At 64.6% G+C, this 21,735-nt stretch carries 20 protein-coding genes and 3 pseudogenes; 9 read left to right on the forward strand and 14 right to left on the reverse strand.

Annotation, left to right across the window (positions count from 1 at the left end; translation table 11 throughout):
- Positions 1–106: 106 nt before the first annotated feature.
- Together YUU_RS0101010 and YUU_RS0101020 are read right to left on the reverse strand one after the other, a co-directional pair.
- Positions 107–1,066 carry a TAXI family TRAP transporter solute-binding subunit gene (locus YUU_RS0101010; protein WP_027520669.1) on the reverse strand — a complete coding sequence of 320 codons (960 nt, stop codon included), beginning with the start codon at positions 1,064–1,066 and terminating at the stop codon, positions 107–109.
- Between the two features lie 351 nt (positions 1,067–1,417).
- Positions 1,418–1,894 (reverse strand): hypothetical protein, encoded by a 477-nt coding sequence (locus YUU_RS0101020; RefSeq protein WP_027520671.1) that lies wholly within the window; start codon positions 1,892–1,894, stop codon positions 1,418–1,420.
- A gap of 225 nt (positions 1,895–2,119) precedes the next feature.
- Here YUU_RS0101020 and YUU_RS0101025 point away from each other — a divergent pair, with 225 nt between their 5' ends.
- Positions 2,120–2,425, forward strand: a complete 306-nt coding sequence (locus YUU_RS0101025; protein WP_027520672.1) for a hypothetical protein — start codon at positions 2,120–2,122, stop codon at positions 2,423–2,425.
- 145 nt (positions 2,426–2,570) lie between these two features.
- On the opposite strand, the gene YUU_RS0101030 is transcribed toward YUU_RS0101025, so the two are convergent.
- Together YUU_RS0101030 and YUU_RS0101035 are read right to left on the reverse strand one after the other, a co-directional pair.
- A complete protein-coding gene (locus tag YUU_RS0101030) occupies positions 2,571–3,761 on the reverse strand; it encodes a hypothetical protein (protein WP_027520673.1) in 1,191 nt (396 codons plus the stop codon).
- A gap of 58 nt (positions 3,762–3,819) precedes the next feature.
- On the reverse strand, positions 3,820–4,449 hold the full coding sequence (locus YUU_RS0101035) for a CoA pyrophosphatase (RefSeq protein WP_027520674.1): 630 nt from the start codon (positions 4,447–4,449) through the stop codon (positions 3,820–3,822).
- A 70-nt stretch (positions 4,450–4,519) separates the two neighbouring features.
- Here YUU_RS0101035 and YUU_RS49805 point away from each other — a divergent pair.
- The 3 genes and pseudogenes from YUU_RS49805 to YUU_RS0101050 all read left to right on the forward strand — a co-directional run bounded on the left by YUU_RS49805 (position 4,520) and on the right by YUU_RS0101050 (position 7,553).
- Positions 4,520–4,944, forward strand: a pseudogene (locus YUU_RS49805) (PaaI family thioesterase).
- Between the two features lie 274 nt (positions 4,945–5,218).
- Complete coding sequence (locus YUU_RS0101045; protein ID WP_027520675.1) at positions 5,219–6,229, forward strand: aldo/keto reductase; 1,011 nt, start codon at positions 5,219–5,221, stop codon at positions 6,227–6,229.
- Positions 6,230–6,239: 10 nt separating this feature from the next.
- Positions 6,240–7,553: a tetratricopeptide repeat protein gene (locus tag YUU_RS0101050; RefSeq protein WP_027520676.1), complete on the forward strand. Its 1,314-nt coding sequence runs from the start codon at positions 6,240–6,242 to the stop codon at positions 7,551–7,553.
- Between the two features lie 10 nt (positions 7,554–7,563).
- Here the strand turns inward: YUU_RS0101050 and YUU_RS0101055 are convergent, their stop codons facing one another.
- Positions 7,564–8,037 (reverse strand): DUF4188 domain-containing protein, encoded by a 474-nt coding sequence (locus YUU_RS0101055; protein ID WP_027520677.1) that lies wholly within the window; start codon positions 8,035–8,037, stop codon positions 7,564–7,566.
- A gap of 263 nt (positions 8,038–8,300) precedes the next feature.
- On the opposite strand from YUU_RS0101055, the gene YUU_RS0101060 reads away from it, so the two are divergent.
- Entirely contained in the window at positions 8,301–8,882 is a 582-nt protein-coding gene (locus YUU_RS0101060; RefSeq protein ID WP_027520678.1) for a hypothetical protein, read from the forward strand.
- Between the two features lie 537 nt (positions 8,883–9,419).
- On the opposite strand, the gene YUU_RS60965 is transcribed toward YUU_RS0101060, so the two are convergent.
- The 3 genes and pseudogenes from YUU_RS60965 to YUU_RS54910 form a co-directional block, all read right to left on the reverse strand.
- Entirely contained in the window at positions 9,420–9,776 is a 357-nt protein-coding gene (locus YUU_RS60965; RefSeq protein WP_027520679.1) for a reverse transcriptase domain-containing protein, read from the reverse strand.
- Positions 9,777–9,787: 11 nt separating this feature from the next.
- Positions 9,788–9,877: pseudogene (locus tag YUU_RS58280) on the reverse strand (IS5/IS1182 family transposase); the annotation flags it as partial.
- A 77-nt stretch (positions 9,878–9,954) separates the two neighbouring features.
- The gene (locus YUU_RS54910) at positions 9,955–10,773 is read right to left on the reverse strand and encodes an outer membrane protein (RefSeq protein WP_051389565.1); all 819 of its coding nucleotides are present in this window, start codon (positions 10,771–10,773) and stop codon (positions 9,955–9,957) included.
- A gap of 436 nt (positions 10,774–11,209) precedes the next feature.
- Here YUU_RS54910 and YUU_RS0101075 point away from each other — a divergent pair, with 436 nt between their 5' ends.
- Entirely contained in the window at positions 11,210–12,175 is a 966-nt protein-coding gene (locus tag YUU_RS0101075) for an AraC family transcriptional regulator (RefSeq protein WP_245287918.1), read from the forward strand.
- Positions 12,176–12,234: 59 nt separating this feature from the next.
- Here YUU_RS0101075 and YUU_RS58285 read toward each other — a convergent pair whose 3' ends face one another.
- The 4 genes from YUU_RS58285 to YUU_RS0101095 all read right to left on the reverse strand — a co-directional run bounded on the left by YUU_RS58285 (position 12,235) and on the right by YUU_RS0101095 (position 16,566).
- Complete coding sequence (locus tag YUU_RS58285; RefSeq protein WP_156944027.1) at positions 12,235–12,882, reverse strand: hypothetical protein; 648 nt, start codon at positions 12,880–12,882, stop codon at positions 12,235–12,237.
- A gap of 178 nt (positions 12,883–13,060) precedes the next feature.
- On the reverse strand, positions 13,061–14,908 hold the full coding sequence (locus YUU_RS49825; protein ID WP_051389567.1) for a long-chain fatty acid--CoA ligase: 1,848 nt from the start codon (positions 14,906–14,908) through the stop codon (positions 13,061–13,063).
- A gap of 119 nt (positions 14,909–15,027) precedes the next feature.
- Entirely contained in the window at positions 15,028–16,158 is a 1,131-nt protein-coding gene (locus YUU_RS49830) for a tetratricopeptide repeat protein (protein WP_027520681.1), read from the reverse strand.
- A 12-nt stretch (positions 16,159–16,170) separates the two neighbouring features.
- The gene (locus YUU_RS0101095; RefSeq protein ID WP_198031676.1) at positions 16,171–16,566 is read right to left on the reverse strand and encodes a hypothetical protein; all 396 of its coding nucleotides are present in this window, start codon (positions 16,564–16,566) and stop codon (positions 16,171–16,173) included.
- A gap of 103 nt (positions 16,567–16,669) precedes the next feature.
- Between YUU_RS0101095 and YUU_RS0101100 the strand changes: the two genes are divergently transcribed.
- Positions 16,670–17,017 (forward strand): DUF3088 domain-containing protein, encoded by a 348-nt coding sequence (locus YUU_RS0101100; RefSeq protein WP_027520683.1) that lies wholly within the window; start codon positions 16,670–16,672, stop codon positions 17,015–17,017.
- A gap of 129 nt (positions 17,018–17,146) precedes the next feature.
- Positions 17,147–17,440: a hypothetical protein gene (locus YUU_RS0101105; RefSeq protein ID WP_027520684.1), complete on the forward strand. Its 294-nt coding sequence runs from the start codon at positions 17,147–17,149 to the stop codon at positions 17,438–17,440.
- A 49-nt stretch (positions 17,441–17,489) separates the two neighbouring features.
- Here YUU_RS0101105 and YUU_RS49835 read toward each other — a convergent pair.
- Positions 17,490–17,923: pseudogene (locus YUU_RS49835) on the reverse strand (EVE domain-containing protein).
- Between the two features lie 290 nt (positions 17,924–18,213).
- Between YUU_RS49835 and YUU_RS0101115 the strand changes: the two are divergent.
- Entirely contained in the window at positions 18,214–20,346 is a 2,133-nt protein-coding gene (locus tag YUU_RS0101115; RefSeq protein WP_027520685.1) for a HAMP domain-containing methyl-accepting chemotaxis protein, read from the forward strand.
- A 99-nt stretch (positions 20,347–20,445) separates the two neighbouring features.
- On the opposite strand, the gene YUU_RS0101120 is transcribed toward YUU_RS0101115, so the two are convergent.
- Positions 20,446–21,726, reverse strand: a complete 1,281-nt coding sequence (locus YUU_RS0101120; protein ID WP_027520686.1) for an NAD(P)/FAD-dependent oxidoreductase — start codon at positions 21,724–21,726, stop codon at positions 20,446–20,448.
- Positions 21,727–21,735: the final 9 nt, after the last annotated feature.

Here is a 21,735-nt window from a genome sequence, read left to right on the forward strand (position 1 = left end):
GCGGCCCGGAGCATCGAGCCCGGAATCTCGAGATTCTCAGGTGCGCAACTGCGCACCATAGCTCGGCTCTTCGAGCCGCCCCGGAATGACTACGGAGAAAGTCGCGCTACTTGATCAGTCCCTTTTCCCTGTAATAGCGGATCGCGCCGGGGTGCAGTGGGACCGGGCTGCCGGTCGCCGCCGTCTCGAGCTTGATCTCCTTGCCGGCGACATGCGCGTTCGCAAGCTCGGGCAGCGACTCGTAGATCAGCTTGGTCATCTGATAGGCGAGATCATCCGAGACCGCCGCGCTCGTCACGAGATAGTTCACGACCGCCGCCGTGGGCACGTCCTTGTCCTGACCGGTATAGGTGTTGGCGGGGATCACGGCCGAGATGAAGGGCGGGCCGATCTTGTCGACGGTCTCCTTCGGCACGGCGACGACCGTGATCGGGCTCGAGGTCGAGAGGTCCTTCAGCGAGGCAACGCCGAGGCCCGCCGATTGCAGCGTCGCGTTGAGCTGGCGGTTCTTCATGAGGTCGACGGATTCGGCGAACGGCAGATATTCCACCTTGCCGAGATCCTTGTAGCTCATACCGGCGGCGGCCAGGATCGCGCGCGAGTTGAGCTCGGTGCCGGATTTCGGCGCCCCGACCGAAAGGCTCTTCCCCTTGAGGTCGGCGAGGGTCTTGATGCCGCTCTCGGCGGTCGCGACGATCTGGATGTAGTTCGGATAGATCGCGCCGATGGTGCGGAGCTTGTCGAGCTTGTTCTTGAAGCCCGCCTCCTCCTCGCCATCCCAGGCAGCCTTCAGGGAGTCGCCGAGCGTGAACGCCAGTTCACCGCGGCCCTGCTGCAGGAGGATGAGATTCTCAACCGACGCCTTGGTGGCCTGCACCTGCGTCTTCACGTTCGGAATCTTGTCGCTGTAGATTTTCCCGATCGCGACGCCGAGCGGATAGTAGACGCCGGAGGTGCCGCCCGTCAGCACGTTGATGAACGATTGTGCCTGCGCACAAGAGGCTGACAAAGGCACCGACGCCGCCAGAGCAAGAGCCGAGGCTGCGCCGATCAACTTCAATTTCATGATTTTCATCTCCCCAAACCGGCGGCGAAATTGGCCGGATGGGGGGTGCGGGTCAACCCATCCAAAAGGCAAAACAGGGCTGCACGAAACAGCCGTTATGCCTGATTTTCACGGAGCTCGGCGGGTGCGGCGACGTGGCGCACTTCAGCCTCGAGTCGGATCGACTGAGCCGCGGTCTCGGTCACCTCTCCCGCTTGCGGGAGAGCATAGGCCGCCTTCGGCGGCCGTCCTCTTAGAGACGCGGAGGCAAAGCGCCTCGGCTATGCCGAAGGCGCGGGTGAGGACTCTGTCCGCTCGGGGTTCTCAATTGCGGAGACACCCTCTCCTCAGCCCTCCCCCGGGAGCGCCCCCTCACTGGAACGTCATGTCCAGGCATTTGGAAATGTCGGAGCCGAGGCCGGAGGAAATGATGATGCAGCCGCGCACCTTCTGCGTGGTCACGTCTGCGGCCCACACCGAATAGCCGCCGGGGCCGAAGAACGAATTGGTATTCGGCGGCTCGGTCTCGGTCGCATCGAAATCGTAGTGGCCGTCGGTCTCGAAGATGCGCGGCTTCTTGGTGCAGCCGCCGTCGGTCTGCACGTTGATGACTTCCTTGTTGTCGCGGGTCAGCGCCAGCGAGACCTGGCAACGGAAATATTCCGAGGTCTTGGTGTTGAAGAGATAGGTGTAGGACTTGCAGGTGGCGGTGTTCAGCTTGCCAGGGGCAAGGCCGCGGCTGCAGGAAATCCGCTGATTGTGGCTGAGCTGGTAGTCATCGGCATGGGCGACGGGCGCGAGCGTCACCAGCAAGGCGGCGGACAAGCAAATTTTTATGACATGGTTCATTGGAATCATCCCTACCCAATCTCTTTGTCGAATTGCGTTCTAGACGGAAAGCGGAACATAGTCGCGAGAGGGCGAAGGGAAAATCACAAACTGCTGGTCGGGATGTGATTGGGCACGACGACCCGCCTGACGGGACGTGCGTTGCGACCGAGGCGCGTATTGACCGGCAAAGACCGTTCGTGATTTGTTCGGAACGGCAACCAAGAAGTTACGGGGAGGATGAGGATGACTGGATTTCCAACGAAGGCCTTGATGGCCGCGGCGATGCTCGGGGCGCTCGCCGCGCCGGCCGTCGCGCAGACCGCCGCGACGCCGTGGGAGCTGAAGCCCGACATGGGCTATGCCTATGACAAGGAAGGCAAGACATTCTCCTACAAGATGGGCACCAGCAATGCCGGCGACCTCCTGAAGGGCGCCAAGAAGGTACCGCGGGGCACGCTGTTCTTCATCGGCCAGAACGGCCAGCTCTACATGCGCACCGGCCCGTACCTCGAGGGCGACGGGCGGTTCAAGTTCGGCCCGGATCAATAAGGGGGCGGCGGAGCGGCGCCATTCAGTCGATGTCATCACCCGCGAAAGCGGGTGATCCAGTATTCCAGAGACAGCGATGGGATACGGAGAGGCCGCGGCGTACTGGATGCCCCGCCTTCGCTTCGCGGGGCATGACGGCCACCTTCTAAAACGCCCCCGCCAGCTCCTTTGCCCCAGCATTGTTGCTGTTGCTGTCCATCCGCGCATCCGTCACCGCCAGCAGCTTCGCCACCGTGTTGTGACGAATCGCGACCGGGTTGCGTTCATAGCCGCTGCGCTGGAAGAAGTTCGAGGTCGGCACCTGCACGCGCATGGCTTGCGGCATCGTCACCATGTCGAGCCCGGTGCCGTCGCCGGTGAGATTCATCATCTCGAGCTCGGCGGCGGTGAGCGGGCGGGTGTACCCCTTGGCGCGCGCGAACAGCACCGAGGTGAGCAGCTTGTGGGTCTGCAGCATCGGCCCGACGTCGATGTCGAGCACCATGGCGTGCATCGCCCAGCCCTGTGCGGTGTCGCCGATCTTCTCATGCTCCGACCAGGTGTCGGGCACCGACTTCGCCTGCGCCACCATCTTCTTCAACACGGCGAGCTTGTGCTCGAGCGTTTTGCGCGCGGCGCCCGAGCTCTGTGCGGTCTTCTCGGAAAGCGCGCGGATCAACTCGTGGCCCTGCTCGGCGAGCAGCTCGACGCTGTTGGTGGTCAGCAACTGATTGTAGCCCATCGCAGTCGATATCGCGCGCTTGCCGCCATGTTCAATTCCCGCTTGCACGTCGTGATTGCCGGTGCCGCCGGTCTCGAACGAATAGACCCGCACCGCCTGCTCGCGCGTCAGCCCGAAAGCGAGTGAATAGCGGGCGTAGGCGCGCTTGAACTCGACCTCGGTCGCCGGCCGCTGCGGCGTGAACTGGTAGAGATCCTGCGCCGCGCGCAAGAGATCGGCGACGACGGGGATCGGCTTGCGCGGGCGCGGCTCCGGCTCCTCGGTGGGCTCCGGATTCACCGGCCGCTTCGGCCCGGTATAGAGCGGCGGCTGCTCCAGCACGTAGTCGTCGAGCGTGATCTGCTGCCCGCCGCGCCGCTTGGCATTGCGGGTGCGGCGTTTCTCGGAGATCGCGCCCCAATAGGCGCCGGCCTCCGCGTCGAAAGCCGCGCGCGCCTCCTGATATTCCTGGAGGCGCCGGCGATATTCGATGATGGCCTGGGGCGACACCTGCGCCATCGCGTTGCTGACGGCGGGTGGCAGTGCAGACGAGTCGCGCGCAAGCGCGGGCGGCACGAGCAGGACGAGCGCGAGCGGTGCAAGCGTCAGGGCGCGCCGAATCGGTTGGTGATGCATGGCACCGTTGTAGCAAGCATCGCGTGACTGTCAGGTTAAAACCCGTTTACGTCTAAGGTCATTTCCAGGCGAACACCGGCTGTTCCAGCTCGGCAACGCGGGTTGCGCGCCCCGCCAGCACCTCGCGGAACTGATAGATCAGCGCCGCAGTCGGGGCATGGATCAGGCTCTCCTCGTGATGGAAGCGGATCACACGCCGCGCGCTTTCGGGGATGGCGACGAAGTCGAAGGCGTCCTCGCGCTCGATCGTAGCAAGTGCAATCGGGTGCACGGAGGCGACCTCCTGCGGGTTCGGCACCAGTGTCGTGCCGCTCGCGGCCCAGACCACGACGGGCGTGATCAGATAGCCGGAGCGGGTCGGGTAGTCGTCCAGGAGGCCGAGCACCGCGTCCGCGCTAAGCCTCAATCCAAGTTCCTCGTCGAGCTCGCGCAGCGCCGCCTCGACCGGCGTTTCACCTTCATCGCAGCGCCCGCCGGGCAAGGCCCATTGCCCGCGATGAGCGCGCAGGTGAGATGCACGCAAAGTCAGCAGCAGCGCCGTGTCGCGCCCCTCGCCTGCCGCGGCAAGCGCAATGGCAACCGCGGCGCGCTTCAGCGCCGGCGGCTCGCCATCATCGGGCAGGCGCGCAAACGCCGCGCAGGCGCCGGCGATATTCCGCCGTGTGGCATCGTCGAACGGTCTCATGATGCTTGACTACACCAGGAGCGCGCTTGATGAAATGAGGCGCAGATGCCCGCTTTCACAGACGGACTCGGACATGATCGACAAGGCCGCCGCGAGACTCAAGCACGACGGCTGGGCCGTTGTCGAAACCACCGGCTTCATGCACCTGATCGGTCCCCTGTGGGAGCGCCAGGTCGACGGCCAGTATGAATACGCGCTGATCACGCAGGACAAGCATCACAACCGCCGCGGCATGGTGCAGGGCGGCCTGACGATGACCTTCGCCGATCGCACCTGCGGCATGACCGCGCGCTATGCCACCGGCAAGCAGTACATGGCGACGGTGCAGCTCGACACGCATTTCGTCGAGGCCGGCAAGATCGGCGACATCCTGATCTCGCGCCGCGCGTGGTGCGCTCGACCCGCAGCCTGATCTTCATGAGCACCGAAGTCACCGTCGACGACCGCTGCATCGTGATGGCGAATGGGGTGTTCAAGATCTTGAAGGGGCCGGAGTAGCCTCATTGCAAGACGTCCTCCGACGTCGTCCTGGCGAAAGGCAGGACCCATTACCCCATGGCGCAATTGTCGCGCGAGCTCGTAACCACGAGTCTCCACCAAACTACTTCCTGGGGTTATGGGTCCTGGATCAGCACTCGCTCCGCTCGCTTGTCCAGGACGACGATACTGAAAGAGCACGCGTATTGAAGCAATACTGGATTGCTTCGCTGCACTCGCAATGACGGAGTGAGATCGCTATGGTGGTACCCATAAACGCATCGAGGATTGACCCATGCAATACCGCCAGCTCGGCCGCAGCGGCCTGAAAGTGTCGCCGATCTGCCTTGGCACGATGATGTTCGGTGGCCTCACCAATGAAGCCGATTCCGCAAAGATCATCGCGAAGGCGCGCGAGGCCGGCGTCAACTTCATCGACACCGCGGACGCCTATTCCAACGGCGGCTCGGAAGAGGTGGTCGGCCGCGCGATCGCCAACAACCGTCACGCCTGGGTGCTCGCCACAAAGCTCGCCAATCCCATGGGCGATGATCCCAATCGCAGCGGGCTGTCGCGGCGTTGGGTGTTGCAGGCGGCAGATGAAAGCCTGAAGCGCCTCGGCACCGATGTCATCGACATCTACTATCTGCACAAGGAAGACCATGCGACACCCCTCGAGGAGACCGTGCGCGCGATGGGAGACCTGATCCGCGCCGGCAAGGTGCGCTATTTCGGCGTCTCGAACTATCGCGCCTGGCGCGTCGCCGAGATCTGCAACATCTGCGACCGGCTCGGCATCGACCGGCCCGTGGTGAGCCAGCCTTATTACAACGCGATGAACCGCATGCCGGAGGTCGAGCATTTTCCGGCCTGCGGCTATTACGGCCTCGGCATCGTGCCCTATAGCCCGCTGGCGCGCGGCGTGCTGACAGGCAAGTACCGCCCCGATGCGCCGCCCGACAAGGAGACGCGTGCAGGCCGCAATGACACCCGCATGATGCAGACGGAATGGCGTCCCGAGTCCCTCAAGCTCGCGCAGGAGATCAAGCAACACGCGGAGAAGAAGGGCATCACCGCCGGCCAGTTCGCCGTCGCCTGGGTGCTCAACTCCGCCTTCGTCACCTCGGTCATCGCCGGCCCGCGCACCGAGGAGCAGTGGGACGACTACATCCGCGCGCTCGACTATCGCTTCGGCGCAGAGGACGAAGCGCTGATCGACACCCTGGTGACGTCGGGCCATCCCTCGACGCCGGGCTACAATGACCCGGCCTATCCGATCGAGGGCCGCCGCGCGCGAACGGCATGAGGAAGTGAGCATGGCGCATCAGGACCGCTACGGGCTTCCGCTCTCCACCACATCCGATGCGGCTGCGAGCTCCTATCGCGAGGGCGTCGACCTCCTGCTCGCGGGCTGGACGGGCACTGCGGAAGCGCTGGAGCGCGCGACCGAGGCTGATCCTGATTTCGCGCTGGCGCACATTGCGCGCGCACGCGTGCATTCGTTCTATCAGCAGGGCGAGCTCGCGCGGAAGAAAGCGGGCCTGGCGCGCGAGCTGGTGGCGAAGCGCGGCACGGAGCGCGAACGTTCGCACGTCGAGGCGCTGGCGCTCGCGGTCGAAGGGCGGATGCCCGAAGCGCTGGCCGCGACCTTGAAGCATATCGAGGCCTGGCCGCGCGATGCGGTGGTGCTGGCGCTGCCGCTCGGCGCCTTCGGCCTGTTCGCCTTCTCCGGCATGGCCGATCACGACCGCGCGCGGCAGGATCTCTGCGCACGCGTCGCGCATCACTATGGCGAGGACTGGTGGTTCCTGACGCTCTACGGCTGGGCGATCACCGAGAACGGCGATGTTACGCGCGGCCGCGCGATCACCGAGCGCGGCTTTGGCCTGAAGCGCAAAAATGCGCATGGCGCCCACGCAGTGCTGCATGCCATGTTCGAGGACGGCTCAATCGACGAGGCGGACCGCCTCGTCGACGAATGGATCGGCGGCTATGACCGTTCCGGAATCCTGCACGGCCATATCCGCTGGCACCAGGCGCTGGGTGCGCTCGAGCACGGCAATGCGGCGCGCGCGCTCGCGATCTATGCTGACGTGCTGCAACCGTCGATGACACAGGCGCCGCCGCTCAACGTGATCACCGACGGCGCCTCGCTGTTGTGGCGCCTGTCGGCCTATGGTCACGCTGTGCCGAAAGAGCTATGGATCGAGGCCGACGCCGCCGCGCAAAAGCTGTTTCCGAAATCGAGCATCCCCTTTGCCGACGTCCACATGGCGCTGTTCGCGGCCGCCACACAGGATCGCGAAGCACTTGCCGCGCGTCTTGCCGTCATCGAGCAGCGGCTGGCCGACGGCAAGCTGCCTGCGGGCCCCGTCGTGCCCGCGATCTGCCGGGCGTTCACGGCCTTCGCCGACGAGGATTATGCCGCCTGCGTGCGCCAGCTTGCGCCGGTTCTCAGCCAGGTCGTGCGGATCGGCGGCAGCCATGCCCAGCGCGAGCTTATAGAGGACACTTTTATCGTCGCATTGATGCGCAGCGGCGAACTCGCGCGGGCCCATGCCCTACTCGATGCCCGCCTGCATCGCCGCCCCTCGCTGCGCGATGCGCGCTGGCAGACTGCACTCCAGTGAGAAGTTTCGATCAGGCAGCGCCGAGCCGCTGCCGTGCGCTGTCGTTGGCGTCGGTGATGCCGCTGGAGGCGCCGGCCTTGCCGAGGCCGAACGGGGGCATGCCGCTGTAGATCGCCTCATAGTCGCCGGCGTGGACCCGGTAGGTCTCGTGCCAGATGCCGACGTCGCCGCGGCTGTCCTTCAGCCGCCGGTTGAAATCGACCCAGGCCGGCCAGTGTTGCGCGTCATGCGCCCTGGCGTAGCGCTCCAGATGATCAAAGCTCCGCCAATACTGCACCATGTTGAGAAGGCCGAGCTCGGTGTGGCCGAGGAAGCCCACCTCCCTTGAGGCCTTCTCCAGCTCCTTGATCATCCTCGGCATGGCGAGCGCGACCGGCAGCCATTTGTGGAGCGCCCACGGCTTGTTGACGCGCATGCCGATCAGAAACACGACGAAATCGCCTTCGATCCGGCCGGCGACGCGGCTCGGGATGACCTTGGTCATGCGAAGCCTCCCCGTAGATTTCCGGAGACACTGCCGGAGGGCGGTGGCGGCGACAAGCTTTGCCACGAAAAAAACATGGCCCTGACGGCAAGTGCGCGCCGGGTCGAGGTTGAGGCGGTTTTCGTGAATCGCCGGCGGGTGGCGCGGTGGTATTCCAGACGGGCATGTGCTTCGCACAACAAACGGGATCGCAACCAATTGGTAGCTGGATGGTTGAGGCACGGAACTTTTCCGTTTCCGCCACGCGCCATGCGAGCCCCATGATGCGCCGCCGCTTCCGACCGGTTCTGGCCGCGAGCCTGATTGCTCTCGCAACTCCTTGTTTTGCCGGGTCTTCCGCCCCCATAGGAGTCAACAACCAGGCGGAGCCGCAAAACTCCTTCATCGACCTGCTGGCGCTGATGTCAGGCCAATGCAAGACCTTGCGGATCGCGGGGCGCGAGTTCGCCTGCAAGACGGTGGCCTACGCCCATGGTGACAAGGGCCGCGTCAATTTCGCGGTCGCGATCGACGACCCCACTGATGACAGCCACGTCGTCTCGTTCTCCGGCGAGAACGGCAAGCGCGCCGACGACAATTCCTATGAGCTGCCGATCGACCGCATGCTGCTCAATTCCAAGGACCGGCCCAGGGTCGACGGCCTGCCGGTGCCGGCCGAGCAGATCTCCACCGGCGTCTGCCGCCAGACCGGCAATTTCGCCGCCCGGCAGGTCTCGAACATCACCTGCACGGCGACCGACAACGAAGGCCGCAGGTACGAGCTGCTGTTCGTCTCCGACGGCACGCCGGTGAGCGTGCGCCGCGTCCGGCAGTCCTCACCGTCGATCCAGGATCCGTTCAAGTAGCCGGCGGACGGCCGCTTACCTGCCAAGGAGCAGGATGAGGCCCGGGACGACGATCCGCAACGTTTCGTGCTTCATGACGCCCGGTCGCTAGTTTCGGGCTCTCAGCTTGGGCGATCTCCGAATATTTTGAGCTGTCGCGAGCGAAGGAGTCACGATAGCCAGCCGGTGACAGTGCACTTAACTAGCGATTTTGCGATCTATCAGGTCGAGCGTGCACTGAGTGGTCGCGGTAGGGACGCGAGTTGCCTCGCGCCCCCCGCACAGATCCGCACGTGCGGTTTTCCCGCATACGGCTCTTACCTCGGGTGTCTGACGGCGAACCGCTGGTTGGGCCAAGGATGCAGGATTTCCGGTTTGGGGAGCCACACGTCCGCGAGCTGCCTCATTTGCTCCCATCCAAGCGAGCGCCTCTGGCTGCGACGCTTCAGCGTCCGCCACCAGCCTCGAACCACCTCGTCCCGGAAGTTTGCGACCGCCCGCCTGTTGGTCGGTACGGCGTGGTAGTTGAAGTAGCCACGGATGACTCGCCTCAGCCATTTACCCTGTTCGGGGACTGACTGATGCATACGCCGTCGCAGCTCCTGCTTCACGGCTTGCAACTTCATCCGCCATACGATCGCGGCGGGATTTCCGCTTGATCAGGAACTTGCCCTGCCGCGACTTGCCGCAAATGAAAGTGAAGCCGAGGAAGTTGAAGGTCTCCGGCTTGCCAAGCCCGCGCCGCTTGCGGTTGTTCGCCGCAAAGCGCCCGAACTCGATCAGTCGGGTCTTCTCAGGATGCAGTGACAGCGCGAGCTCCTTCAGCCGTTCGCGCAACGTGTCGAGGAAGTACCGGGCGTCATGTTCGCGTTCGAACCCAACGACGAAGTCGTCGGCGCAACGCACGATGATCATGTCGCCCGTGGCCTCGCGCCGTCGCCCACATGCCCTTTACGGCCGGGCAGAACATCCTTGATCCTGTCCCATTGATCGTCCCGAAGGGCGTAGCGGCGCATCTGTCAGCTCAGAATCAGCTGACACCCCATGAATCACGCCGCTATCCTCTTGTGAATCGCCCAATTGAGGACAGGCCCTAGTACTTGGCGACGACAGGACCACCAAATTTGTAGCTGAGGCCGATCCGCACCGTGTTGATGTTGGTGCGATCCCAAGAGAAATTGTTGCCGAAGGTTGGAAACCCAGCCGAGAACACGGAGACGTTCGGGCCCTTGCCCAAGCTGGAGTAGAGGTATTCAGCCCTCACGATCCAGTTCGCGGCGGCCATCCATTCTGCGCCAGCGCCCACGACGTAGCCCGTGTTCGAGGAAGACGATCCCCTGAACACCGCGTCGTAGCCAGTGGAATTGCTGCCCTCGCCGAAGTAGTCCCGCTTGCCCCAAGCGACGCCACCGGTCGCATACAGGAGGACGTTCGGTGCAACGAGCACGCCGGCTCTGCCGCGGACGGTCGCGAGCCAGGACAGATTCGTTGAAATTGTCGTGAAGCAACTCGCCGCAGGAATAAAAGTACACGACGCCGCGCCCCCAGCCGTCCAGATTGTGGTGGCACTGCTGTTCGCCTTCAGGCCTGTCCAGTCGGCTTCGATACCCACGACCGCCTGCGGCGACACCTGCCAATTATATCCGGCATGAATTGAGCCCGTCACCGAAGAGGCGCTGTTGTTGAAGACCTCATTGTCGGCCCCAAACTTAGCGCCGTTCGGAAGGAAGTTGTTCGCAACCGACGTACGCGCCCACGCGCCTCCAACGTCGCCACCAATGTAGAATCCGGTCCAGCTCGCGACCGGCGCGGGCATCGGGGCCTTGACATAGGGCCGGGCCGCGAGGTCGGCCGCTGAGGCCGATCCGGCCATCGCCGCCACCGCTATCAGCGTCAGCAAAATCTTCTTCATGTCAAACCCCAAACTTTTGCCCATGTGGACGGTGCGAGCACACCATCCGTTTCTGTGTTTCGTCTATAGCTGGATCCGTCGGCACGGCTGTATCCGACCGGCGCAGATTGAGGATAGTCCGACGAGCCTGTCGCCGTCTTGGAACGCACCGCCAATCGTTTCACCATCAGCGCCCTGCGGGCGTGACGGCGGCGCCGTGATGCAGAACGGCCACGGGCAGAAGCGCCCCCAAAGTGGTTTCAAGCGCAACGGCAAACTGAATCTGTCCGCGTCGCTCGCGGCTTGATGGCGGCGCGATCAAAGCGCGGGGAGATACCGGGTTCGCCCCGATTGGACTCCAGCGCCAAACGTGTAGATTGAGGCGATCTCCGCTGGCGCTGGCCTTTCGCTTGCGCGCGATCTCCGACTATTTTGGGCTGTCGAGAGCGAAGGAGTCATGATGCAACAAGCGGGCGCGCCGAATTTCTTCATCAACAGTTACACGGGCGCGCCGCACGGGCGCGACTACGAACGATGGCGCGAGGAATTGTGCCGGTGCATGTGCCGGGCTGACATCAAGCCGAGCGAAGGCAACAGCATCGACTGCACACTGCAGGTCAGCCTGCTCGGCGGCATCCTGTTGGCCGCCTTGAGCGGGTCGTCGGCTGAACTCTTGCGCACCCGCGAAACACTGAAGGACGGTTTCGACGGCATGTGTCTCGTCCTCGCGACGTCCGGCCGCGTGCTGGTATCGCACGAGCGACAGTCGATCGAACTGTCGGATTCGCAGATGTGTCTCGCGGACATGAGCGTGCTCTGTGGCACGGGCATCAGCAACAACTGCGAGGTCAAGACCGTACGCATCCCGCGATCCATGCTGTTGACGGTCTGCCCCGAGGCCGAGGACCGGCTGGCGCTGGTTCTTGGCGATCAAGCTCCCATCAGAGAAGCCATCGTTCGCTACCACGCGCTTGCCGCCAATCTTGGCCCGCACACCGACGTGGTCGGCCAGCACCTGATGGCGCAACACATGGTCGATCTCGTCGCCCTGTTGCTGCGGACAGACGCCGACCACACCGAACTGGCGAACAGAGGGTATTCTGCCGTGCGGCTCGACCTCATGCGCGCCGACGTCATCGCCAATCTGAGCCGGGGTGATCTGACGATCTACTCGGTCGCGCAGAATGCGGGCGTTAGCCCGCGCCATGCCCAGCGCATGTTCGAACAGACGGGAACCACGTTCACCGAATTCCTCCTCGAGCAGCGCCTGCTGCTCGTGCGCAAGCTGCTCCTCGACCCTCTCAACCGTTGGCGCAAGGTCAGCGACCTCGCCCATTCAGCGGGATTTCCCGACATCTCCTATTTCAACCGCGTGTTCCGACGGCGGTTCGGCGTAACACCGTCCGACATGCGCGGCGTTTGAGAGAAGCATCGATCAAAGCGGCAAAGGTCGGGTTCGGTTGGAAGTTCGGACGTCATCGATCAGAAACTCCGCAACAACGGGGTCGCCATGCCGGTATCGGACACCATCTTGAAATCTGGAAACCGCGTCAGCAGCGCCTCTCTCAAAAAGCGGAAATGCTTGATGTTCTGCGACAGCTGCCCCAGCCGGAGCCGACCGTCTGAGATTTCCGTGTCGAGCAGATTTTGGTGATGAATATCGAGCGAATCACGGGTCACATACTCGTCGACGTCGTTGCCGCTCGTCACCGCGGCGCGCGCCAGGACATCATCAATTCGCAAACTGACCGTCGCCCGTTCGGCTTCGGCCACAGAGAGCGCGTCATCGATCGAGCGGACGATCGAGGCAACGCACAGAAAATCCGTCTCGACGTCGCACATCATCAACCGCATCACCCTCTTGAAGCGAATCGCATCCAACCTTCTGGCCAGGCGTACGAGAACATCCAATATGCGAATTATCATTGCGTCACACCATTGCGTCCGGTTGAGCAGCCGCGCTGAAGTGGGAGCGGAATCCCGCTCGCCAGCGCGACATCGCTGACTTCGTATTTGCAGCTGCGCGGTTCGCCAGGCAAATCCGCACCACAAGCCCGCGTCCTGCAACGGATCCGGGATATTCTGCATCGCGACCAGGCGATCCGCCGTAACCAGCCAAGCGGGGCTCAATCGTTCCGAGTTCCTACCGGGCTGGAGGCTCAATCGTCTAGGAACTGAACGGCAAACGTTCAGCCGGTCACGACAGGCAGTCATCTTGGTAAATAGATGATGCTGGCAACCGTGCAAATTGCACGCGCAACCACAGACTGAATCTGCTCATGTCGCTCGCCACCCGATAGCGGCACGATCAAAGTGCAGGAGGCGCCGGCCTCGGCGCCAGCGGCGGCTTCCTTGCATATACCTGCTCGATCTCCGCGGCGAAGCGATGCTCCAGCGCGGGGCGCTTGTTCTTCAGCGTTGGTGTCAACAACCCCGCCGCGATCGTCCACGGCTCCAGCGACCACGACACCGCGCGCGGCGTCGCATAGGCCGGATAGTCCTTCACGGCCGCGGCGATCCGCGCGAGCAGAGCGGCACGCTCCCCGCCCTCGCCCTGCTTACCGAGCCCTGCGAGCCTCTGTTGCTCCTGCTCCCACGTCTTGGCATTGAGCACCACGAAGGCCGTGAGGAAAGGTCGCTGCTCGCCGATCACGAAGGCCTGCTCGAACAGGGGATCGGCAAGGATCGCGGTTTCGAGATCGACTGGCGCAATCTTCTCGCCGGTGGAGGTGACGAGGATGTCCTTGATGCGGCCGGTGATCGTGATGCGGCCGTGCTCGATGCGCGCCTGGTCGCCGGTGTGCAACCAGCCATCGGCCTCCTTGACGCGGCGCGTCTCCTCCTCCCGGTGCCAATAGCCGAGCATCACGCTCGGGCCGCGGACGAGCAGCTCATCCTTGTCGCCGAGCTTGACCTCGATGCCGTCGAGGACGTGGCCGACCGAGCGCGGGTCGTTGTCCTCGGCGGTGTTGACGGAGACGACCGGCGAGGTCTCGGTCATGCCGTAGCCTTGCAGGACGTCGAGCCCGAGCGAGAGAAACAGGCGGATGACCGGTTCTGCGATCGGCGCACCGCCCGAGACGGCGACGCGCAAGCGCCCGCCGAACTGTGCCAGCACCTTGCCGGCGACGCGGCGCTTCAGGATCGGCCAGGCCAGCTGGTCGAACAGCGAGAGCGAGCGCCTCCCCTGCCGCGCGTCAAAGCGCCGGCCGCCGACGGCAAGGGTGAAATCGAACAGCGCGCGCTCGGCGCGGCCGGCCGCTTCACGGTGCTGCATGATCAGCGCAAAAATGCGCTCATAGATCCGCGGTACTGAAATCAGTACCGTCGGCTGCACATGCTTCAAGTCCTGGGAGAGCTGCGGCACCGAACGCGCATAGGCGACACAGGCGCCCGCCGCGATCGGATAGTAATAGCCGCCAGTGCGCTCGAACGTGTGCGAGAGCGGCAGGAAGGAGAGGAAGACATCGTCCGGCTCGGCGGCGATGCGCCGCGCGATCGCCTTCACATTCGCAACGACGTTGCCATGCGACAGCATCACTCCCTTCGGCCGCCCGGTGGTGCCCGAGGTGTAGACAATGGCGGCGAGATCATCTGCACGGACAGCAACGTTGGCCATCGCGGGACCGCCGGCCACAGAGCCGAGCCAGCGATCGAGCGCGATGACGCGGGCGTCAGTCGGCGATGCCTCTGAAAAACTCGCGCAGACGACGCGCGCGAGACACGGGACCGGCTGCCCGGTCGCGACGATCGCCTGCCAGCGCTCCAGCGTATCCACGAACAGCAGGCGGGCGCCGGAATCGCCGAGGATGTAGGCGATGCTGTCGGGGTTGTCGACGGCGTGCATCGGCACCGGCACGAGACCGCGCGACAGTGCCGCCTGGTCCATCGCGACATGCGCGAGGCCGTTGGGCATCAGGATCGCGACCCGCTCACCGGCCGCCAAACCCTCAGCGGCGAGCGCCCGGCGCCAGCGGTCGAACTCGGCGTCAATCTGTCGCCAGGAATAGCTCGCCCAGCGTCCCGCCGTCGCATCGTATTGGCGATAGGCCTCCCTGCCCGGCGTCAAGGCCACGCGCCAGCGCAGCAGCTGCGGCAGCGTCATCACCTCCGCCAGCGTCGGCGGGACATCTTCCTCAGTGACGTGCTCTGCCATGACGTCTTCCAGTGTACAGGCGAATCGCCGCTATTGGGAGAGCGATACATAGCGCGACCGGCGATGCCTCACATTGATCGTCAGCAAAAACGCCGGGCGCCCGACGCCGAACTTGAAAGTCAGCGCATCCGCTGCCTCGTCTTCTCCAGCCGCTCACGGATCTCGCGCGCCTGCGGCTTCAGTTTCAGGGCGCGGGCGTAGTCGGCGCTCGCATGGTCGAAGTCGCGGATTTCCTCGTAGGCCCGGCCGCGGGCGGTGAGCGCATCGACATCGTCCGGGTTGACGCGCAGCGCCTGCGAATAGTCGGCGATCGCGCTCGCATAGTCGCGCTTGAACGCATGGGCGCTGCCCCGGTTGAGATAGGCGGTACTGTCGTTCGGATCGAGCGCGATCGACTGGCTTGCTTCCGCGATCGCGGAATCGAAATCGCCGGTGCGGACGTAGGCGGCTGCGCGATTATGCAGGGCATAGACGTCCTTCGGATCGATCGCGAGGACCGCGCTGTAATCAGCGATTGCCGCCCCGTAGTTGCCCATTTCCTGATAGGCGCGGCCGCGGCCGATCCGCGCCGCGGCATAATGCGCGTCGATTCGCAGCGCCTCGCTGTAATCCCTGATGGCGCGATCGAATTCGCCCTTGTCGTCGAAAGCGTCGGCGCGATTGGCGAGCCCGATGGCATTGTTCGGATCGATCGCCAGCGCCGCGTTGAAGCCCGCGATCGCGGCGTCGAGCTCGCGGCGTGCATGGTGCACCATCGCGCGGCCATAGAGGGCGGTGAGCTGCTTGGGATCAAGCCTGAGTGCGCGGTCATAATCGGCCATCGCATGGTCGAGATCCCGCATCTCCTGCCAGGTCCGGCCGCGGTTGGCCGGGAAGATCGCATTGGCCGGGTCGAGCCGCATCGCCGCGTCGAAATCGGCCAGCGCCTTCTCATAGCGCTGCTGCCGGCGAAGCGCCACGCCGCGGCTGTTGAACGCCGCGGCAAAGGTCGGGTCGACCGCGATCGCGGCGTCGAGATCGGTTAACGCACCATCGAGATCATCCGCGCGCATCGTGTTGCGCCCGCGCTCCCAGAGCATGCTGGCGAGATCGCGCGGCGTTACCGCCCCGCTCGTCACGGCCGCGCGGCAACGGGCGATCGCCGCATCATCAGCGCTCTCATGGCAGGGCTTTTCGTCAGCCGCCATGGCGACGCCCTGGAATGCAATCGACAGCATGACGACTGTTGCCAGGCGAAGGAGCGCGCTCATGCATCGGCTCGGTCAACCCTTCACCTTGCAGGTGACGGGGCCATTATCGAGCATGAGCTGGTTACCGCCGAGATCGGTCACGATCTGCCCGGCGTAGATGCCCTTGGCCTTGTCGCGCTGCGCCGAGATCACGACCCGGACACGGCTCTTGTCCGACTCGTCCATGGCGACGACCAGGAGATTGTCGTCGCGGAAGCTGAACAGCGTGACCTTCGACGGATAATCGAAATCGATCGGCGGCAGGCCACCCTGCTTTTTCGGCACCTCGAACGTTAGCTCCTGGTCTTGCGGGTAGGAGCAGGTGATCGACTTCGCGGCCGCGGCACCCGCTTGTAGGGCGAACAACGAGGCGGTGCAGAGGATGGCGGCGCGCTTCATGACAAAACTCTTGACGTGAATCTTGTGCATCTGTCGCGCCGGGCGGCCAACACGTTCAGGCGTCAACCGCGAATGTGTTGTATGGCTCCCTGCCATAGTATTGTGAGACCTCAGCAACAGGGGCTTGATTTCCATGACCCGCGACCACCTGTTTCTTTTGCGCCCCGGCTTTGTCGATCCGGCCTATCCGGGCCAAAACTTCTACTGCTGGCACTGCGCACTGATCGAAGGAGTGCTCGCCTCGTTTCCCGACCTCGCCAACAAGATCGACGTCGAGCGCATCGCCTGGCCGCGGCCGCGACAGGCCGTCATCGACCTCGTGGGCGAAGAGAATCAATCGCTGCCGCTGCTCGTGCTCGCTGACGGCGTCACGTCGCCGCATCAGACCGGCAGCCATCGGGGGCGCGCGTTCATCGCCGACAAGGACAAGATCCTGGCCGCGCTCACCGAGCGGCACTGCTTTCCCGATCCGCATCCGTGATGCCGGCACGTCAAGCCTTGCGGCGATTCTGTGCCGGCAAAGCGCCGATCAAGGCGGCACTTTGTCGCCGGAACGTGCAGGCCGCTCATTCCGTTATTGCCTCGCACATCAATTGGAGTGAGTGACGGAATGAAAAATCTCTTTGTGGCGATAGCTGTTGCTGCTGCAGCGCTCGCAACCTCATCCGCGGCGAACGCCGCCGGCGAGGGCGCAGCCAAGACCGCGGCAAAGCCGCACATGCAGGCCAGCCCATCGACCGACATCAGCGCGCAAGGCCGGCATCATCACTGGCACGGCCCGCGACATCACCATTGGCGGCCTCACGCCTACTATCGCCCGCACTACCGGAGCTATGGCTACTATCCGCGGCCACATGTCTATCACGGCAGGCCCCACGGCTATTATGGCGGCCACCGCTGGTGAGAAGAAGAGCCCGCAGCGATGCGGGCTTTTTGCCTGGAAGTCTGCGTCGTCAGACCAGCAGCAACGGCCGGCTCGATGACGCCACGTGGCGGATCAGCTCCATGTCTTCGCTTGAAATCTCGAACAGGCCGAGACGCAGCTTGTAGCCCCAGTTCGGATTGTCGCGCGTGAAGGCGAGACTTTCGAGCAGCGGCCGGATCGGCACCTCGGCAGCGTCACTCCATGCGACGTCGCGGCGGAACGGGTGGAAGCCGCCGCCCATGTCGGCCTGGTAGGGCACGCCCGGCTTGACCACGCCATCGCGGTGAAGGCCTGGAGCCGATCCTTGCCGCCAAAAGTTTCGGTCGGCGAGTAGTAGGCGACGCGATCGCCCGGCGAGATCCGCCGCAGCGGGCCGCCTTTGCCGTGGCAGACCTGCATGAAGCCATGCGCACGCCCGATCCGGACGTGCTTGGCCGAGGCGACGGCGATCCAGTGCTTCATGTGAGGTCCTCCGACAGATGCCCGCCCTTTAGCAGCAGGCCGTGTCAGATTCTGGCAGCAGCCATTCGGCGCACGGGTTCGGCCAAGCCGGACACGCCGAGAATCAGGATCCGTCAGCCGTCCCTCCGCGGCCGTTCGAGCTTGTGCCTGCCGCGATAAGCAGCATCGCGTCCAGGCCGGCCGCAAGCACACTTAACGTCTTAGTTGCAATTACTTAAGTAGACTAGTGGCGAGAGTCGGCCGCTGGCCGAGCCTATCGTGAAAACGCCCGGATAAGTTTGGTCCAACCGATGTCAGAGCTTCCTTCGCCGTCTGAGCACTCATCCGCAAATCGCTCGAAGCGCGGGATCAGCCTGCGATGGAAAATCCTGGCTGGCAATCTGATTACGGGCCTCCTCGCCGTGGCCTTCGCCGTTTCGGTCGCCTGGGATGGATGGCGTGATCTGCGCAAGCGGGAAGCGGCCGCGCGCGCGCTCACCGCATTCGAACTGGTGATGAAGGCCAACAGCCTGATTCCGGCCGAGCGTACTGCTTGGTTTGCGGTTACGGGCCCGACAGCCGAAGCGGCCACGTCCGAAAAATTGTCGGCCTTGGACAAAGTTGTCGCCGGCACCGATGCTGCCATCGGCGCGGCCAAGAAGGCCGTTGGCGCGGCGGACCTTCCGGTCGCATCGATTGAGGCTGCCGAGCTTGCCTTGCAACAAACCCGCAGTGCCGGTCGTCAGGCGGCGGTCATGGCCAAGGCGCAACGCCCGCCCAACAGCCAGACCGCGATCGTGGCCGGACTTGCGCGCGCCGTCGACTCCCTCACCGCCGCGACCGGCGAAGTCCTGATCAACCTGTCGCGCACCGGCAGCGACATAGAAAACCTGTTGCCGTCGGCGCAACTCGCGCAAAGCGCACAAGCCATGCGCACCACCAATGGTGCACGCACGGCGATCCTCGGCCTCTTCGTCCGCAACCAGCCCTTGTCTGCCGCCCAGAACGTCGAGGTCACCGAATTGACCGGCCAGGTCGGCCTGCTCTGGCGCCAGATCGAGCAGGGCGTCAGCAATGCCGGCGGCGCGCCGGAGCTCGTTCGCTCGATCGACCAGGTGCGTTCCAAGCTCATGACCGAAGGCGAGCCGCGGTTTCACGAGGTCTCCGCGGCCGCGCGCGAGGGCCGCCCTTCTCCGGCCAGTGAAGCCGAGTGGCCCGCCTGGATCGCCGGTACCTTGAACAGCGTGCTGAGCCTGCGCGACGCTGCCCTCGACTTTGCCCACAAAGCCAATGACGCCGCGATCGCTGAGGCCCAGATGCGGCTGAGCTGGGCTATCGCGGTGCTGTTCGTCGTGCTCGCCGCCTCGATCGCCGTAGTGTTCGTAGCGATGCGCCACGTGATCCGGCCGCTGGCGCGGCTGACCGGGGCGACGCTGCGGCTTGCCGACCGGGAGCTCGGCGTCGAGATCCCGGACGGACATCGCAAGGACGAGATCGGCACCATGGCCAACGCGCTGCAGATCTTCAAGGACGCGCTGATCGCGAAGAAGCTCGCGGATGAAGCGGCTGCACGCGAGGCCGAGGCGCAGATCGAGCGCGGCCGCCGGGCCGACGCCATCACCCGCGATTTCGAGGCCGTGATCGGTGAGATCGTCGGCACGGTGTCCTCCGCGGCGACGGAGCTCGAGGCTTCCGCCGGCACGCTGACGGCGACGGCCAACCGCTCGCAGAAGCTCACCACTGCGGTCGCAGCGGCCTCCGATGAAGCTTCCGTCAACGTGAACTCGGTGGCCACCGCCACCGAAGAGCTCACCTCGTCGGTGACCGAGATCAGCCGGCAGGTTCAGGAATCCGCGCGCAGGGCGAGCGAAGCGGTCGAGCAGGCCCACAACACCAACAAGCGCGTCGGAGAGCTGTCGCAGGCAGCAGACCGAATCGGCGACGTCGTCGAGTTGATCAACTCGATCGCGAGCCAGACCAATCTGCTGGCACTGAACGCGACCATCGAAGCCGCGCGCGCCGGCGAAGCCGGCCGCGGCTTCGCCGTGGTCGCGGCGGAGGTGAAGGCGCTGGCGCAGCAAACCGCGAAAGCGACCGAGGAAATCCACCAGCAGATCATGGGCGTCCAGGCGGCGACGAAGGAGTCGGTCGGCGCCATCGGGGAGATCAGCGCCACCATCGCGCAACTTTCGGAAATCGCCTCGGCGATTGCCGCCGCCGTCGAAGAGCAAGGCGCGGCCACGCAGGAGATCGCCCGCAACGTCCAGCAGGCGGCGCTCGGCACCGAGCAGGTATCCGCAAATATCGCCGACGTGCGCGACGGCGCGAGCCAGACCGACTCGGCCTCATCGCAAGTGCTGTCAGCCGCCCAGCTCCTGGCCCGCGACTCCAGCCGCCTCAAGCTCGAGGTCGGGAATTTCCTGGAATCGGTGCGCGCGGCCTAGTTTGAACAGCAACCGCGGACAGCATTCACCTCTCCCCTGCGGGGAGAGGTGAACTGCACTTCGCACCAATCCAACCAAAGGTCATCATGTCCAAGCGAGCTAGGCACGCCCCTTCAGGATGATGCGCGCCGTCTCCTGCCCGCTCGCCAGCGCCGCCTCGACGGTGCCCATGTCGCTGCCGCGGTAGAGGGCTTCGCCGGAGAACAGCACCGTGGAGCCGTCCGCGCTGGCGAGGATCGATTGCGCATCACGCGTCTGCGGCGTGGCCCAGGAATAGGCGCCGCGCGCGAAGGGATCGTGCGCCCAGTTGATCGCGCGGGCAGCGACGATCTTTTGCGCGAGATCATTCGGCGACAGTGCGAAGATGCCGGCAAGCGAGGCGAGCCCAGCCTCGATCAGCTCCGGCTCGCTGATGCCGGCAAGGCCTGCGGTCTGCGGGCCCCCGAACCAGCCGGTGAGCACGGCATGCCCTGCCGGATGCTGCGTCCACCACACCGGGATTTGTTCATCCGAGAGCAGGAAGGTCAGGTCTGTGAAATCAGCCTGCCGGTCGAGCCACCAGCGGCTCTCGAAATGCAGCAGGATTTTGATGACGTCGCCGAAGCCGATATCCGCGGCCGCCGCAGCCTTCTCGCGCGCGACGGGCGGCAGCGCGATCTCCTTGAGCAGCGGCAGCGGCACGGTGAGCACCGCAGCGTCGCCATGATGCACCTCGCCATTGCCGCAGCGGACGGCGATGCGGCCTCCCACCTCCTCGATCCCTGACACGGCGCAGCCGAGATGGATATCGACGCCAAGCGCACGGCCCTCCGCCTCCAGAAATGCAATGAGAGCGCCATAGCCGCCGACGGGACGCGCCTGCATATGCCGCCCGCCAGCCATCCATTCATCGCGCAGCGCCAGCGTGCTGGCACGCGCGGGATCGGCGGCGTCGTAGCCTTCCACCATCCGCTCGACGGACTGCCGCAACGACTCGTACTGGCTGCCCGGAAAATGCCGGCGCAGAAATTCGGCGACGGTCAGGTCGTCCTTCAAGTCCTTCACCACCTGATGAAGCTCGGCTTCGTGCGGATCGTGGCGCGCCTCGCGCGAGAATTTTCCGCCCTCGAAGTTCCATTGCGTCCCCTCGATCGTGGACAGCGAAAGCCCCGCCTCGGCGAGCAAAGCGCGCGTGACCGGCGCCTCGCCATGGACGAACTCGGCGCCGCCGGCCGCTTCATATCCGAACTCCGCGGCGGGAAGCGGAAGAATCCGTCCGCCGCACCTTGTGCGCGCTTCCAGGATCGTTACCCGCCGGCCGGCACGTGCGAGCTCGCGCGCCGCCATCAGGCCGGCCGCGCCGGCGCCGACGATGAGGATGTGCTCTGACTTGTCCGCCATGCCTGTACT

The sequence above is a fragment of the Bradyrhizobium sp. Ec3.3 genome (assembly GCF_000472925.1).
GTDB lineage: Bacteria > Pseudomonadota > Alphaproteobacteria > Rhizobiales > Xanthobacteraceae > Bradyrhizobium.

Coding starts and splice junctions, on each gene's coding strand:
- YUU_RS0101010 (WP_027520669.1), bottom strand. CDS start 1,066: ATGAAATTGAAGTTGATCGGCGCAGCCTCGGCTCTTGCTCTGGCGGCG.
- YUU_RS0101020 (WP_027520671.1), bottom strand. CDS start 1,894: ATGAACCATGTCATAAAAATTTGCTTGTCCGCCGCCTTGCTGGTGACG.
- YUU_RS0101025 (WP_027520672.1), top strand. CDS start 2,120: ATGACTGGATTTCCAACGAAGGCCTTGATGGCCGCGGCGATGCTCGGG.
- YUU_RS0101030 (WP_027520673.1), bottom strand. CDS start 3,761: ATGCATCACCAACCGATTCGGCGCGCCCTGACGCTTGCACCGCTCGCG.
- YUU_RS0101045 (WP_027520675.1), top strand. CDS start 5,219: ATGCAATACCGCCAGCTCGGCCGCAGCGGCCTGAAAGTGTCGCCGATC.
- YUU_RS0101050 (WP_027520676.1), top strand. CDS start 6,240: ATGGCGCATCAGGACCGCTACGGGCTTCCGCTCTCCACCACATCCGAT.
- YUU_RS0101055 (WP_027520677.1), bottom strand. CDS start 8,037: ATGACCAAGGTCATCCCGAGCCGCGTCGCCGGCCGGATCGAAGGCGAT.
- YUU_RS0101060 (WP_027520678.1), top strand. CDS start 8,301: ATGCGCCGCCGCTTCCGACCGGTTCTGGCCGCGAGCCTGATTGCTCTC.
- YUU_RS60965 (WP_027520679.1), bottom strand. CDS start 9,776: ATGATCATCGTGCGTTGCGCCGACGACTTCGTCGTTGGGTTCGAACGC.
- YUU_RS54910 (WP_051389565.1), bottom strand. CDS start 10,773: ATGAAGAAGATTTTGCTGACGCTGATAGCGGTGGCGGCGATGGCCGGA.
- YUU_RS0101075 (WP_245287918.1), top strand. CDS start 11,210: ATGATGCAACAAGCGGGCGCGCCGAATTTCTTCATCAACAGTTACACG.
- YUU_RS49825 (WP_051389567.1), bottom strand. CDS start 14,908: ATGGCAGAGCACGTCACTGAGGAAGATGTCCCGCCGACGCTGGCGGAG.
- YUU_RS49830 (WP_027520681.1), bottom strand. CDS start 16,158: ATGAGCGCGCTCCTTCGCCTGGCAACAGTCGTCATGCTGTCGATTGCA.
- YUU_RS0101095 (WP_198031676.1), bottom strand. CDS start 16,566: ATGCACAAGATTCACGTCAAGAGTTTTGTCATGAAGCGCGCCGCCATC.
- YUU_RS0101100 (WP_027520683.1), top strand. CDS start 16,670: ATGACCCGCGACCACCTGTTTCTTTTGCGCCCCGGCTTTGTCGATCCG.
- YUU_RS0101105 (WP_027520684.1), top strand. CDS start 17,147: ATGAAAAATCTCTTTGTGGCGATAGCTGTTGCTGCTGCAGCGCTCGCA.
- YUU_RS0101115 (WP_027520685.1), top strand. CDS start 18,214: ATGTCAGAGCTTCCTTCGCCGTCTGAGCACTCATCCGCAAATCGCTCG.
- YUU_RS0101120 (WP_027520686.1), bottom strand. CDS start 21,726: ATGGCGGACAAGTCAGAGCACATCCTCATCGTCGGCGCCGGCGCGGCC.